Annotated in this window: 15 protein-coding genes and 2 pseudogenes; 7 read left to right on the forward strand and 10 right to left on the reverse strand. The window is 60.9% G+C overall.

The features are described from left to right. Nucleotides 1-14 precede the first annotated feature (14 nt). Both TU82_RS15510 and TU82_RS15515 read left to right on the forward strand, forming a co-directional pair. The gene (locus TU82_RS15510; protein ID WP_057724023.1) at nucleotides 15-1193 is read left to right on the forward strand and encodes a glycosyltransferase family 4 protein; all 1179 of its coding nucleotides are present in this window, start codon (nucleotides 15-17) and stop codon (nucleotides 1191-1193) included. 139 nt (nucleotides 1194-1332) lie between these two features. After that, nucleotides 1333-1512 (forward strand): hypothetical protein, encoded by a 180-nt coding sequence (locus TU82_RS15515; protein ID WP_057724024.1) that lies wholly within the window; start codon nucleotides 1333-1335, stop codon nucleotides 1510-1512. Between the two features lie 45 nt (nucleotides 1513-1557). On the opposite strand, the gene TU82_RS15520 is transcribed toward TU82_RS15515, so the two are convergent. The 7 genes from TU82_RS15520 to rplU all read right to left on the reverse strand — a co-directional run bounded on the left by TU82_RS15520 (nucleotide 1558) and on the right by rplU (nucleotide 7196). Further along, nucleotides 1558-2661, reverse strand: a complete 1104-nt coding sequence (locus TU82_RS15520) for an NADH:flavin oxidoreductase (RefSeq protein WP_057724025.1) — start codon at nucleotides 2659-2661, stop codon at nucleotides 1558-1560. 219 nt (nucleotides 2662-2880) lie between these two features. Continuing rightward, nucleotides 2881-3363, reverse strand: a complete 483-nt coding sequence (locus TU82_RS15525) for a glutathione peroxidase (protein WP_057724026.1) — start codon at nucleotides 3361-3363, stop codon at nucleotides 2881-2883. 100 nt (nucleotides 3364-3463) lie between these two features. Continuing rightward, a complete protein-coding gene (locus TU82_RS15530; protein WP_057724027.1) occupies nucleotides 3464-3928 on the reverse strand; it encodes a CreA family protein in 465 nt (154 codons plus the stop codon). Between the two features lie 15 nt (nucleotides 3929-3943). Further along, nucleotides 3944-5062: a glutamate 5-kinase gene (proB, locus tag TU82_RS15535; protein ID WP_057724028.1), complete on the reverse strand. Its 1119-nt coding sequence runs from the start codon at nucleotides 5060-5062 to the stop codon at nucleotides 3944-3946. A gap of 110 nt (nucleotides 5063-5172) precedes the next feature. Next, nucleotides 5173-6396 (reverse strand): Obg family GTPase CgtA, encoded by a 1224-nt coding sequence (gene cgtA, locus TU82_RS15540; RefSeq protein ID WP_057724029.1) that lies wholly within the window; start codon nucleotides 6394-6396, stop codon nucleotides 5173-5175. Nucleotides 6397-6589: 193 nt separating this feature from the next. Beyond that, nucleotides 6590-6847, reverse strand: a complete 258-nt coding sequence (gene rpmA / locus TU82_RS15545) for a 50S ribosomal protein L27 (protein ID WP_003176049.1) — start codon at nucleotides 6845-6847, stop codon at nucleotides 6590-6592. Between the two features lie 34 nt (nucleotides 6848-6881). After that, entirely contained in the window at nucleotides 6882-7196 is a 315-nt protein-coding gene (gene rplU, locus TU82_RS15550) for a 50S ribosomal protein L21 (RefSeq protein ID WP_003230856.1), read from the reverse strand. A gap of 239 nt (nucleotides 7197-7435) precedes the next feature. Here rplU and TU82_RS15555 point away from each other — a divergent pair, with 239 nt between their 5' ends. From TU82_RS15555 to TU82_RS15565, 3 genes are all read left to right on the forward strand, one after another. After that, entirely contained in the window at nucleotides 7436-8404 is a 969-nt protein-coding gene (locus tag TU82_RS15555) for a polyprenyl synthetase family protein (RefSeq protein WP_057724030.1), read from the forward strand. 197 nt (nucleotides 8405-8601) lie between these two features. After that, nucleotides 8602-8943, forward strand: coding sequence for a zinc ribbon domain-containing protein YjdM (locus TU82_RS15560; protein ID WP_005791320.1), 342 nt, complete (start codon nucleotides 8602-8604; stop codon nucleotides 8941-8943). Between the two features lie 157 nt (nucleotides 8944-9100). Further along, nucleotides 9101-9358: a PA4570 family protein gene (locus tag TU82_RS15565; RefSeq protein ID WP_057724031.1), complete on the forward strand. Its 258-nt coding sequence runs from the start codon at nucleotides 9101-9103 to the stop codon at nucleotides 9356-9358. A 124-nt stretch (nucleotides 9359-9482) separates the two neighbouring features. On the opposite strand, the gene bamJ is transcribed toward TU82_RS15565, so the two are convergent. After that, the gene (bamJ, locus tag TU82_RS15570) at nucleotides 9483-10100 is read right to left on the reverse strand and encodes a BamJ family beta-barrel-assembly machinery protein (RefSeq protein ID WP_003176055.1); all 618 of its coding nucleotides are present in this window, start codon (nucleotides 10098-10100) and stop codon (nucleotides 9483-9485) included. Between the two features lie 255 nt (nucleotides 10101-10355). Between bamJ and TU82_RS29585 the strand changes: the two are divergent. After that, nucleotides 10356-11420: pseudogene (locus TU82_RS29585) on the forward strand (methyl-accepting chemotaxis protein); the annotation flags it as partial. Nucleotides 11421-11681: 261 nt separating this feature from the next. Beyond that, nucleotides 11682-12275, forward strand: a pseudogene (locus TU82_RS29590) (methyl-accepting chemotaxis protein); the annotation flags it as partial. Between the two features lie 71 nt (nucleotides 12276-12346). Here TU82_RS29590 and TU82_RS15580 read toward each other — a convergent pair. Together TU82_RS15580 and TU82_RS15585 are read right to left on the reverse strand one after the other, a co-directional pair. Then, nucleotides 12347-12715 carry a glyoxalase superfamily protein gene (locus TU82_RS15580; protein ID WP_057724033.1) on the reverse strand — a complete coding sequence of 123 codons (369 nt, stop codon included), beginning with the start codon at nucleotides 12713-12715 and terminating at the stop codon, nucleotides 12347-12349. Nucleotides 12716-12744: 29 nt separating this feature from the next. Beyond that, on the reverse strand, nucleotides 12745-14208 hold the full coding sequence (locus TU82_RS15585) for an N-acyl-D-amino-acid deacylase family protein (protein ID WP_057724034.1): 1464 nt from the start codon (nucleotides 14206-14208) through the stop codon (nucleotides 12745-12747).

The raw sequence follows: 14208 nt of genomic DNA on the forward strand, positions 1-14208 counted from the left end.
CGACACTGTGGGTCATGACGACAGCCTCGCTTCACATCACCCTGATCACCGAAACCTTCCCGCCGGAAATCAACGGGGTGGCCAACACGCTTGGCCGCCTGTGCGACGGTTTGCGCGCGCGCGGCCATCAAATCGAACTGGTGCGCCCGCGCCAGGGTGTCGACCAGAGCCGGTCGAGCGACGATGAGTTGCTGCTGTGCCGCGGCTGGCCGTTGCCGGGATATCCAGGGCTGCAATGGGGCCAATCGTCGATGCACAAACTGCTGCGACGCTGGACCCGCCAGCGTCCGGATGTGTTGTACATCGCCACCGAGGGGCCGTTGGGCCTGTCGGCACTGCGCGCCGCGCGGCGTCTGGGCATCAGTGTGGTCAGCGGCTTCCACACCAACTTTCAACAATATTCGAACCAGTACGGCTTGAGTCTGTTGAGTCGCCTGGTCACCCATTACCTGCGCTGGTTTCATAACCGCTCGACCTTGACCCTGGTTCCCAGCGCGAGTCAACGTCTGGAGTTGGAGCGTCGGCATTTCGAGCGTCTCGGGATGCTGTCCCGGGGGGTGGACAGCCAACTGTTCCACCCGGCGAAACGCGACTACAGCCTGCGCGAAAGCTGGGGCTTGGAGAGCGACGATATTGTGGTGCTGCACGTAGGACGCCTCGCCCAGGAGAAGAACCTCGGGCTGCTTAAACGCTGTTTCGATGCGCTGCAGAGCACTTACCCCTCGCGGCGGCTGAAGTTGGTCATCGTCGGCGATGGCCCGCAGCGCGCCCTGTTGCAGCGCGACTTGCCCGAAGCGGTGTTCTGCGGCGCCCAGCGCGGCGAAGAGCTGGCACGGCATTACGCCTCAGGCGATCTGTTCCTGTTTCCCAGCCTGACCGAGACGTTCGGCAATGTGGTGCTGGAAGCCATGGCTTCCGGGCTGGGTGTGGTGGCGTACGACCAGGCGGCCGCCACCCAGCATATTCGCCACGGCTACAACGGGGTGCTGGCGATGCCCGGGGATGAGAACGCATTTTGCGATGCGGCCGTCTGGCTGTTGGAGGAACGCGAGACGCTGCGCCGTGCGCGTTTGAATGCCCGCCAGCACGCCAGTCGCCAAGGGTGGCCGGCGATTATCGAGCAATTCGAGAGCCAACTGCGAGGCGCATGCGGCGAGCAATTGGTTACCCCCGTCCAAACGTGCGTGCGTTGAAACGCCTTCCCGTAAATGGGTAGTGCAAGGTCGGGTAAGGATTACCTGATATTTAAATGAGGAACGCCTTTCAGTGAACTACCAACCATTGATACCTGCCATCTCTGGCGGGTCCTTCAAATCAGTGGAGACAATGAAAATGTCAACTTATGGAATGGGTGTGCGCAACGGCGTCAACATGCCGACGGCGGAGTGGACGCGCCAGCAACAGATATTGGACAAGTCCAGGGCCGAGCCCCCCACCTACGACCAATCTGCACGTAAGGACGGGCAAAGGACCGATCACAGCCGAGAGCTGAAGAAAGGGTTGGAGTACTGAGGTTGCAGACCGGCTCCCCGTGACGTTCACGGGGAGCACCGCCATTTACACCAGGCTCGTCAACGCCTCACGACTGAACGGCAGAATGTCGGCCTCTCGGCCTTCACGTACCTTCACTGCCCAGTCCGGATCCACCAGCAGCGCACGGCCCACGGCGACCAGATCGAACTCGTCGTTATTCAGGCGCTCGAGCAGTTTTTCCAGGCTGGCCGGCTGTGCGACTTTGTCGGTGTTGACCATGAACTGCAGGAACTCGCCGTCCAGGCCGACGCTGCCCACGGTAATCGTCGGCTTGCCCGTAAGCTGGCGGGTCCAGCCGGCCAGGTTGAGGTCGGAACCTTCGAACTCCGGCTCCCAGAACCGGCGCGTGGAGCAATGGAAAATATCCACGCCGGCGTCGGACAACGGCTTGAGGAATTCGCCCAACGCCTCGGGGGTTTGCACCAGGCGCGCGGTGTAGTCCTGTTGCTTCCACTGGGAAAAACGCAAGATGATCGGGAAGTCCGGGCCGACCGCAGCGCGGGTGGCCTGGATCAGTTCGATGGCGAAGCGCGAGCGATTGGCCAGGCTGCCGCCGTATTCGTCGGTGCGCTGGTTGCTGCCTTCCCAGAAGAACTGGTCGACCAGGTAGCCGTGGGCGCCGTGGATTTCCACACCGTCCATGCCGATGCTTTGGGCATCCTTGGCCGCCTGGGCGAAGGCATTGATCACGTCCTTGATGTCCTGGGTGGTCATGCCATGGACGACTACGGCGCCCTCCTTGAGTTTTTCCATCGGGCCATAGGCTGGCACGCTGGCGTCAGGTTCTGTCCCGATACGACGCACACTGCCTACATGCCACAACTGCGGAACAATCTTGCCGCCTTCGGCGTGGACCGCTTCGACCACTTTCTTCCAGCCGGCCAACGCCGCTTCGCCGTAGAAATGCGGCACGTTGGGGTAGCCATTGGAGGCTGGATGGCCGACCACGGTGCCTTCGGTGATGATCAGGCCCACACCGGCGGCGGCGCGCCGGCGGTAGTACTCGATCACCTTGGAATTGGGTACGCCGCCGGGTGAAAACGAACGCGTCATCGGTGCCATGACCACGCGGGTCGACAGTTGCAGTGCACCGAGCTGGAAAGGTTTGAACAAGGCTTGGACAGGCATGGGGGCACTCCACGAAAGACTGAATTTATGATGCAGATAATATGGAGGGCAGGCAGCGCTGGGTAGCACTATTGATCTGGGTGATTAAGGCGATAAAAGCAACCGAATACCTGTAGGAGCGAGCTTGCTCGCGAAGAGCCGGAGGGCAGCGCGTAAATCCAGAGTACGCGTCACCGTTGGCGATTTTCGCGAGCAAGCTCGCTCCTACAGTGAGGGGATTCAGGCCAGGGCTTTTTCGATGGCCTGGATGATCGAAGGATCTTCCGGCGGCGTACGCGGCGAGAAGCGCGCAAGTACACGGCCATCCTTGCCGAGCAGGAACTTCTCGAAATTCCAGGTGATATCCCCAGGAAACTCGGCGCCCTCGCCCGCCAGCAGGCGGTACAGCTGATGACGATCGGGGCCGTTCACCTCAAGCTTGCTGCCAAGCGGGAACGTCACCCCGTAGTTGAGGCTGCAGAACGCCTGAATCTCTTGCTCGGTACCCGGCTCCTGCCCTGCAAATTGATTGCAGGGAAGGCCCAGCACGGTGAAGCCCTGGTCCTTGTATTGCTGGTAGAGGTTCTCCAGGGCCGCATATTGCGGGGTCAGACCGCATTTGGAGGCGACGTTGACCACCAGCACGACGTGGCCCTTGAAGGGCGCCAGCGGCAGCTCTTGTCCGTCCAACGCTTTGAGTTTCAGGTCGTGGAAAGCACTCATGTCGAACTCCAGATATCCATGTTCTTCGCATTGCAGCCATTCGAGATTACAGACCACAAGCCTGCAAGCATAGATGCCGATTAAAAAACTCGCCCGCCGGTTACTGAGCGGTTGGCCACGGCAGTATTGGAATCGCCGTCACCGCGTTCTGCGGGCTGCCTTCGATCAGGCGGTCGCTGTAGACCAGGTAAACCAGGGTATTGCGCTTCTTGTCGAGAAAACGCACCACCTGCATGGTCTTGAACACCAGCGAGGTGCGCTCCTTGAACACTTCGTCGCCGTCCTTGAGTTCGCCCTTGAAGTGGATCGGGCCGACCTGGCGGCAGGCGATCGAGGCTTCGGCGCGGTCTTCGGCCAGGCCCAGGCCGCCTTTCACGCCGCCAGTCTTGGCGCGCGACAGGTAACACGTCACGCCGTCGACCTTGGGGTCATCGAAGGCTTCGACGACGATCCGGTCATTGGGGCCGACAAACTTGAACACGGTCGACACCTGGCCGACTTCTTCGGCCGAGGCCAGCAGTGGCATGGCCAGCAGCAGGCCGAGCAATCCCTTCACTAAACGCATCGTGTATTCCTTTGCTTAAACCAGGATCAGGTTGTCGCGGTGAACCAGTTCCGGCTCGGCCATGTAACCCAAGAGTCCGACAATCGCGTCGGACGATTGTCCAATAATCTTTTGCGCTTCCAGGGCACTGTAGTTCGCCAGTCCGCGAGCGATCTCACGCCCATCCGGCGCCACGCACACCACCATCTCACCTCGGCGGAAGCTGCCCTGCACCAACTTGACGCCTACCGGCAGCAAGCTCTTGTTGCCCTGGGACAGCGCCGACACCGCGCCGGCGTCCAGTACCAGGGTGCCACGGGTTTGCAGGTGCCCGGCCAGCCACTGCTTGCGCGCCGCCAGCATGCCGCGCTCCGGCGACAGCAGCGTCCCAATGCGCTCCCCGGCCTTGAGACGGTCCAGCACGCGCGCAAGGCGCCCGCCGACGATGATGGTATGGGCCCCGGAACGCGCGGCCAGGCGGGCGGCACGCAACTTGGTCTGCATGCCGCCACGGCCCAATGCGCCGCCGACACTGCCGGCCACGGCGTCCAACGCCGGGTCATCGGCGCGGGCTTCGTAAATAAGCTGGGCGTCGGGGTTGTTGCGCGGGTCGGCGTCGAACATGCCGTCGCGGTCGGTGAGGATCACCAGCAGGTCGGCTTCCACCAGGTTGGCCACCAGGGCGGCCAGGGTGTCGTTGTCGCCGAAGCGGATCTCATCGGTGACCACGGTGTCGTTTTCGTTGATCACCGGGATGACCTTGAGCTCCACCAATGCGCGCAAGGTGCTGCGGGCATTGAGGTAGCGCTTGCGGTCGGACAGGTCGTCGTGGGTCAGCAGGATCTGTGCCGTGTGGCGGCCGTGCTCGGCGAAACTGGATTCCCAGGCCTGCACCAGGCCCATCTGGCCGATGGCGGCGGCGGCTTGCAGCTCGTGCATCGCGCTGGGTCGCGCGGTCCAGCCGAGGCGGCTCATCCCGGCGGCAACCGCACCGGACGACACCAGCACCAACTCGACACCGGCCTCATGCAAGGCCACCATCTGCTCGACCCAGACACTCATGGCCGCGCGATCCAGCCCTTTGCCATCGGCCGTCAACAACGCGCTGCCGATCTTTACGACCCAGCGCTGCGCACCTGTCACTTTGCTCCGCATCATCTTCAACCTTAGAGTGAGGGCCGCGCGACCCAGCGCCGCCCATAACGTTATACCCGGATACCAAAACGCCGCTCCAAAGGAGCGGCGTTCAAGTTTATCGCAACGAATCAGTCACGCACGTAAATGATTTCCGGACCGTCTTCGTCATCCACGTCTTCTTCGTCCCAATCATCGTCGCCGATGTCATGGACCGACTTCACGCCGCTGCGGCGCAGGGCACGCTGGTCGTCCAGGGCCTGCAACTGGGCACGGGCTTCGTCTTCGATCTGCTGATCGAGTTCGGCCAGCTCGGCCTTGAATACCGAGTCGGCCGCGAGGCGGTCGGCACGGTCTTCGAGGTAGCGCATGATGTCGCGGGTCAGGCGTTCGGTGCCTTCTTTGGCGATGGCCGAGATCACGTAGACCGGACCTTCCCACTCCAGGCGGTCGACGATTTCCTTGACGCGCTCTTCGTGCTCTTCTTCAAGGATCTGGTCGCACTTGTTCAGCACCAGCCAGCGATCACGCTCGGCCAGGGCCGGGCTGAACTTGGTCAGCTCGCTGACGATGACTTCGGCGGCGTCGGCTGCACTGGTGTCATCCAGCGGTGCCATGTCGACGAGGTGCAGCAGCAAACGGGTACGCGACAAGTGCTTGAGGAAGCGAATCCCCAGGCCGGCGCCGTCGGAAGCCCCTTCGATCAGGCCTGGAATGTCGGCGATCACAAAGCTTTTCCAACGGTCGACGCTGACCACGCCCAGGTTTGGCACCAGGGTGGTGAACGGGTAGTCGGCGACTTTCGGCTTGGCGGCCGAGACCGAGCGGATGAAGGTACTTTTGCCGGCGTTCGGCAGGCCCAGCAGGCCTACGTCGGCGAGAACTTTCATTTCCAGCTTGAGATCGCGCTGCTCGCCCGGCTTGCCAGGGGTGGTCTGGCGCGGTGCACGGTTGGTACTGGACTTGAATCGGGTGTTACCCAGACCGTGCCAGCCACCCTGCACCACCATCAGCTTCTGGCCGGCCTTGGTCAGGTCGCCGATGACTTCCTGGGTAGCGGAGTCGATGATCGTGGTGCCGACCGGTACGCGCAGTACCATGTCCTCACCTTTTTTACCGGTGCAGTCGGTGCTGCCGCCGTTGGAGCCACGCTCGGCATCGAAGTGCCGGGTGTAACGGTAGTCGACCAGGGTGTTGAGGTTTTCGTCGGCCATCAGGTAGATGGAACCGCCGTCACCGCCGTCACCGCCGTTGGGGCCACCGTTTTCGATGAACTTTTCGCGGCGGAAACTCATGCAACCGTTACCGCCGTCGCCTGCTTTTACTCGGATGGAAACTTCATCAACGAACTTCATAACAAAACGCCTCTCGCCGCACGGACGAGCTTAAAAAACCAAGACATAAGACTCTTGCAAAAATGAGCGTAGCGACCTCAATCAGCGACCGCAAATCCAGCCCCGGAGCCCATCACAAACAGCTTTGCAAGAGACTCACCCCACAAACGAAAAAGCCCCGTCGCGAGACAGGGCTTTTCCAGCGATCTCGCAATTAAGCTGCGACAACGCTCACGTAACGGCGGTTGAACGCGCCCTTTACTTCGAACTTGATCACGCCTTCGATTTTAGCGAAGAGGGTGTGATCCTTACCCATGCCTACACCGTAACCGGCGTGGAATTGGGTGCCGCGCTGACGCACGATGATGTTGCCCGGAATGATTTTCTGGCCGCCATACATCTTAACGCCAAGGCGTTTGGCTTCTGAGTCGCGACCGTTACGGGTACTACCACCAGCTTTTTTGTGTGCCATGAGTCAATTCTCCTAGTGAGGAATTAGGCTGAAATTAAGCCTGAATACCGGTGATTTTGATCTCGGTGTACCACTGGCGGTGGCCCATACGCTTCATGTGGTGCTTACGACGACGGAACTTGATGATGCGGATTTTATCGTGACGACCTTGGGAAATCACTTCAGCCACAACGGTAGCGCCAGCAACCACTGGAGCGCCGATGTTCACGTCATCGCCATTGGCGACCAACAGAACGCGATCAAAAGTCACGGATTCGCCAGTAGCGATTTCCAGTTTTTCGATCTTCAGGTATTCACCTGGGGCGACTTTGTATTGCTTGCCACCAGTAACAATTACTGCGTACGACATGGTATTTCTCCGATAATCCTGCTCACCCAGCGCTTTATAAGAAGAGGTATTGGCTGGCATGGCTGCATGGGATGGACGTCCCGAATGCAATTGCGTAAGGCAGGTGCTGCCCAGGAAGTTCAGGGTGCGCGATTGTACGCAAGCTATTGAGGCCTTGCAAGTGGCCGTCCATCGCGCCTTGACACCCGGGGGTCAGGGTCCTAGCATGCCGCGCAACCCTTCTGGAGCGACTGTCGCTGATGCAACCCCAAGCTTTCTACCGCGCGGTCGCGGACGATTTTAGCGCCGTCGACGGCATCATCAAGCAGCAGCTGACGTCTAAAGTGCCGCTGGTCTCCAAAATTGGCGACTATATTACGTCGGCCGGCGGTAAGCGCCTGCGTCCTTTATTAGTGTTGCTGTGCGGCAAGGCCCTGGGCCGCGAAGGCGATGACCTGCGCCTGCTGGCCGCCACCATTGAGTTCCTGCACACCGCCACCCTGCTGCATGACGACGTGGTCGACATGTCCGGCATGCGCCGTGGCCGCGAGACCGCCAATGCCATGTGGGGCAATGCGCCGAGCGTGCTGGTGGGCGATTTCCTGTACTCGCGCTCGTTCGAAATGATGGTCGAACTGGGCTCAATGCCGGTGATGAAAATTCTTTCACAGGCCACGCGCATCATCGCCGAAGGCGAAGTGTTGCAACTGTCGAAGGTACGCGACGCCAGCACCACCGAAGAAACCTATATGGAAGTGATTCGCGGCAAAACCGCGATGCTCTTCGAAGCCTCCACCCACAGCGCCGCCGCGCTGTGTGGCGCCACCGCCGAACAGGCCGAAGCCCTGCGCACCTTTGGCGACCACCTGGGCGTGGCGTTCCAACTGGTGGACGACCTGCTCGACTACAAGGGCGACGCCGAGACCCTGGGCAAGAACGTCGGTGACGACCTGGCCGAGGGCAAGCCGACCTTGCCGCTGATCTACACCATGCGCGAGGGCACGCCGGAACAGGCCGCCCTGGTGCGCAAGGCGATCCAGAAAGGCGGGATCGAAGACCTGGAGGCCATCCGTGCCGCCGTGGAAGCGTCCGGCTCCCTGGAGTACACCGCGCAACTGGCGCGTGACTACGTGGCCCGTGCGATCAAGTGCCTGGAAGCCCTGCCCGCCAGCGAGTATCGGGATGCCCTGGTTGAGCTGAGTGAGTTTGCGGTCGCCCGTACTCACTAAAATCAGACCTGCAAACACAGACCAATGTGGGAGGGGGCAAGCCCCCGATAGCAGTAGGTCAGCCAATGTATAAGGTGGCTGACATACCGCAATCGGGGGCAAGCCCCCTCCCACATTTGGATTTCATACAGCCTGCAAGACCACAAAACCCTATATAATGTGCGACTTTTAGCCATCCTGCCCTTTAAGGAGCTTTAGTGAGCACGTTGCCACCCTGCCCGAAATGCAATTCCGAATACACCTACGAAGACGGCACCCAACTGGTCTGCCCGGAATGCGCCCATGAATGGTCCGCCAATGGCGAGGCCGAAGTGGCGGGCGACGAAACCGTCAAGAAAGACTCTGTAGGCAACGTCCTGCAGGACGGCGACACCATCACGGTGATCAAGGACCTCAAGGTCAAGGGCACCTCCCTGGTGGTCAAGGTCGGCACCAAGGTCAAGAATATCCGCCTGTGCGACGGCGACCATGATATCGACTGCAAGATCGACGGCATCGGCCCGATGAAGCTCAAGTCCGAGTTCGTGCGCAAGGTCTGAACCGGCTGCATCCATCCCGCGTCCGTTGCGGGATGGCGCTTCGCCCTCCCGTTGATCTGCCTCAAATACCCACACAAAAAATCGCAAACCGCCAATAGACACTTGCTATTCTACGAATAAGAATTATTCTCATTGAAACCCATCAAGGAGAACGACCATGACTTATTTGATAGATGCCTGGCTGGACCGCCCACACCCGTACCTGCGGATCCTGCATCGGGAAACCGGCGAAGTCTGTGCGGTGCTAGAAGAAGAAGCGCTGAATGAATTGCAGGACCAGGGCGATCTGGACGTGAACGGCCTGAGTTCCAGTGAGCCTGGCGTGCTGAAGGAAGTGGTGAGAAATCTGTTTCTGTTCTGCTATGCCCGGGCGTTGCGCCCGGCGACGGAGCTTAGTGGCAAGTTCCATCCATGAGAAACAACAGCCAATGTAGGAGCGAGCTTGCCCGCGAAGATAACAAAGGCACCGCGTTAAACCAGGCTTTACGCGTTATCGTTGACGTTCTTCGCGAGCACGCTCGCTCCTACAGGTACAGGTCTTACAAAACGTCGAGCAGCTCGACGTCGAATACCAGAACACTGTGCGGCGGAATGCTACCAACGCCTTGTGCGCCGTAAGCCAGTTCGCTCGGCACGTACAGGCGCCATTTGCTGCCGGCGTTCATCAGTTGCAGGGCTTCGGTCCAGCCGGCGATCACGCCGCCAACCGGGAATTCCGCAGGCTGGCCGCGCTCGTAGGAGCTGTCGAACACAGTGCCGTCGATCAGCGTGCCGTGGTAGTGAGTGCGCACTTGATCTTCACGGGTTGGCTTGGCGCCATCACCGGCCGTCAGCACTTCAAATTGCAGGCCCGAAGCCAGTGTGGTGATGCCGTCACGCTTGGCGTTTTCAGCCAGGAATGCCAGGCCCGCGCCAGCGGCGGCCTCAGCCTTGGCAGCGGCTTCGGCTTGCATGATTTCGCGGATCACTTTGAAGCTGGCCGCCATTTGCTCCTGGTCAACACGGCTTGGCTTGCCCGCGAACGCGTCGGTCAGGCCGGCCAGGATCGCGTCCAGGCTTACGCCCGGTGGCGGGTTGTCGCGCAGTTGGTCGCCCAACTGACGGCCAATACCGTAGCTGACGCGGGTTTCGTCGGTGGACAGATTAACTTCGGACATGAAAAGGCTCCGCTGTAGGACAACGCTGTTTACTGCGCCATCCAAAACTAAAAGGGCCCGCAGACTAGCACACAAGTCCGACCCGTGATGAGCCCCGCACGCCGGCTTCCATTACCCCACCAGCCCCCTCTTCGTCACAGCGCCGAGAAAAGCATTTCAGATTCACGCCCTGCCGCCGATACAGCGCTACACACTTTGGCTGGCTCCAACAACAACACCGTCCAGCGAACAGACATTACTCTTGCGGAGCATTCGATGAACAGCTGGTTCGGTAACATCAGCGTCAACCTCAAACTGGGCCTGGGCTTCGGCCTGGTGCTTGTCCTCACCTCGATCCTGGCCCTCACCGGCTGGACCAGCCTGGGCGGCCTGATCGACCGCAGCAACTGGATGAGCGACATCACTCAGCTCAACGCCTCGCTGACCAAACTGCGCATCGTGCGCCTGCAATATATGCTGGCCAACGGCGATGAAGCCGTGGCGCAGAACGTGCAAACCAGCCTTGACGCCTTTGCCGCCCAGCAACAAAAGCTGCTGGACAGCTTCAAGAGCCCTGAAAACCTCAAGCTGCTCAATCAACAGAAAGCCGTCATTACGGCCTATCAGCAGTCCTTGAACAAAATGCGCGAGGCCTACCGCAACGGCAACGCCGCACGCCAGGTCATGGGCGACAAAGCCGACATCGCCAACGCACAAATCGATGCACTGGACACCAACGTGCAGCAGATGCCCGACAGCCCGGAACGTTTCGCACAGTTCCAGGCCGTGACGGATGCCAAGGAAGAGTTCCTGCTGGCGCGCTACGAAGTGCGTGGTTACACCAACAACGTCAATGCAGAAAACGAAGCCCGTGCCGCCGCACAAATCGAGAAAGCCATCGCCGGCTTGAAGAAACTCAACGCCGTCTTCGGCAGCAGCCAACAGAACGCGCTGGGCTCGCTGGAAACCGCATTGGGGGCCTATCGCAGCGCCGTACAAAGCTATAAGGCCGCCAACGCCAACATCGTGACCGCCCGTGCCGAAATGACCACCCAAGGCGCCGATATCGTCACCCTCAGCGACAAGCTCTACGACATCCAGCTGGAACGCCGCGACGCCGAAAGTGCCCAGGCCCGCAGCCTTCAATTGATCAGCACGTTGCTGGCGCTGCTGGTGGGCATCATCGCGGCCTGGGTCATCACCCGCCAGATCACCCGTCCGCTGCAAGACACCCTGGCTGTGGTCGAGCGCATTGCCTCCGGCGACCTGAGCCACACCATCCAAGTCACCCGTCGCGATGAACTGGGCGTGTTGCAACAAGGCATCCAGCGCATGGGCACCACCTTGCGTGAACTGATCAGCGGGATTCGTGACGGCGTGACCCAGATCGCCAGCGCCGCCGAGGAACTGTCAGCCGTTACCGAGCAGACCAGCGCCGGCGTCAACAGCCAGAAGATCGAGACCGACCAGGTCGCCACGGCGATGCATGAAATGACCGCTACCGTACAGGAAGTGGCGCGCAACGCCGAACAGGCTTCTCTGGCCGCCGCCGAAGCCGATGGTCAGGCCCGCGCGGGCGATAAAGTGGTTGCCGAAGCCATCGCCCAGATCGAGCGCCTGGCCGCTGAAGTGGCACGCTCCACCGACGCCATGGCCCACCTGCAACAAGAGAGCAACAAGATCGGCAGCGTGATGGACGTGATCAAGGCCGTGGCCGAACAGACCAACCTGCTGGCCCTCAACGCGGCAATTGAGGCAGCCCGTGCCGGTGAAGCCGGTCGTGGGTTCGCCGTGGTGGCCGACGAGGTGCGTGGCCTGGCCCAGCGTACGCAGAAATCCACCGAGGAAATCGAAGGCCTGGTCGCCGGTTTGCAGAACGGCACCCAGCAAGTGGCCAACGTGATGAACAACAGCCGCAGCCTCACCGACAGCAGCGTGGACCTCACACGCAAGGCCGGTGTGTCGCTGGAAAACATCACCCGCACCGTGTCGAACATCCAGTCGATGAACCAGCAGATTGCAGCGGCCGCCGAACAGCAGAGCGCCGTGGCCGAAGAGATCAGCCGCAGCATTGTGAATGTGCGCGACGTGTCCGAACAGACCGCTACGGCCAGTGACGAGACCGCCAAGTCGAGCGTGGAACTGGCGCGGCTGGGTAGCCAGCTGCAGCAGATGGTCAGCCATTTCCGAGTGTGAAAAAAAGCCACTAACTGGATTGCAAAAAAAACCGCCCTACCAAGGCGGTTTTTTATTGCCTGCGATTTACCTCAGCCCTCGCCCTCCTCGACAAACACCACACGATTCCCAAACGGGTCCTTGATACTCATCTCCCGCGAGCCCCAAGGCATTTGCTCAACCTCAGGCTTGGCATAACGATAGTCCTTGGCCTGCAGTTGCTGCCGGTACGCATCCACCCCCTGCGCCTGGATCCGCACCGCCGCGCCCGGCGACGCATCGCCATGGTGCTCGGACAAATGCAGCACGCACTCTCCCAGCGACACCTGCAGGTACAACGGAAAATGGGGCTCGAAGCGATGCTGCCAGTCGACGTTGAACCCGAGGAAGTCGACATAGAACTCCAGCGCCTTGGCCTCGTCGAAAATCCGCAGGATGGGGGTGACTTTTCCTAGGTGCATCGTGATCGCTCCATGTTTGATAGCAGCCACTATAGGGGTGAAAAACCCCGACGCAAATCCCCGTTGCGCGCCAGGAACCGGCCGGCTCGTTGGCCGTTCGCCTGCCCTTCGCTGTAGCTCAACACGCCGTTGACCCACACGCCCTCGATCCCTTCGGCGGCACGCTGCGGCGCCTTGAAATCCGCTATGTCGCGCACCCGCTGCGGGTCGAACAACACCAGGTCGGCCCAATGCCCTTCACGGATTTCACCACGTTCAGCCAGGCCGAAGCGCGCCGCCGAGAGCCCGGTCATTTTGTGCACTGCAGTGTGCAGCGGGAACAATCCGACATCGCGACTGAAATGTCCCAGCACCCGTGGGAACGCGCCCCACAATCTTGGATGAGGAAACGGATCTTCCGGCAACCCATCCGACCCCACCATCGACAACGGATGGGCAAGAATGCGCCGCACATCCGCCTCATCCATTCCGTAATACACCGCCCCCGCCGGTTGCAGGCGACGAGCGGCGTCCATCAGCGCAACGCCCCATTCGGCGGCAATGTCCTGCAAGTCACGCCCGCCCATTTCAGGATGGGGCGTGGACCAGGTGATGGTGATGCGAAACGCGTCGGTGACCTGCTTGAGATCCAGCGTCGAAGAGCTCGCCGCGTAGGGATAGCAGTCGCAGCCCACCGGATGGGTTTTCGCCGCCGCTTCAAGCGACGCCAACAGGTGCGGGCTACGCCCCCAGTTTCCCGCACCGGCGCACTTGAGGTGAGAAATAATCACCGGCGCCCTGGCATGTCGGCCGATCAGGAACGCTTCGTCCATCGCGTCCAATACCGGCTCGAACTCACTGCGCAAGTGCGTGGCGTACACCGCGCCATAAGCGGTCAGCTCTTCGCTCAGTTGCAGCACCTCATCGGTGTCTGCATTGAAGGCGCTGGCATAGGCCAGGCCGGTGGATAAGCCCAGGGCACCGGCGTCGAGGCTTTCTTGCAACTGCATGCGCATGGCCGCGATTTCATGGGCGGTGGCCGTGCGGTACAGGTCGTCCATATGATTGCTGCGCAGCGCCGTGTGGCCGATCAGCGCAGCGACATTGACCGCGGGGTGGGCGCGCTCGACAGCCGCGCGATAGTCAATAAAGCGCGGGTAGGCAAACGCCTCGGCATCGCCCAGCAGGTTCATCGGATCGGGCGGATTGCCACGCAGGCTCACCGGTGACGCGCTGATACCACAGTTGCCGACAATCACCGTGGTCACGCCCTGGCTGAGCTTGGGCAGCATCTGTGGATGGCGGATCACCACGGTGTCGTCGTGGGTGTGCACATCGACAAAACCCGGCGCCAGTACGTAGCCGGTGGCGTCGACGTCATGCATGGCCCTCGCCGCCGAGAGGTCGCCGATCGTCTCGATACGCCCGTTGCGCACGCCAACATCGGCGAGATACCCGGGCGTGTTACCGCCATCAATGATCAGCGCCTGGCGAATCAGCGTGTCGTACGTCAT

The sequence above is a fragment of the Pseudomonas orientalis genome, from assembly GCF_001439815.1.
Lineage (GTDB): Bacteria > Pseudomonadota > Gammaproteobacteria > Pseudomonadales > Pseudomonadaceae > Aquipseudomonas > Aquipseudomonas orientalis.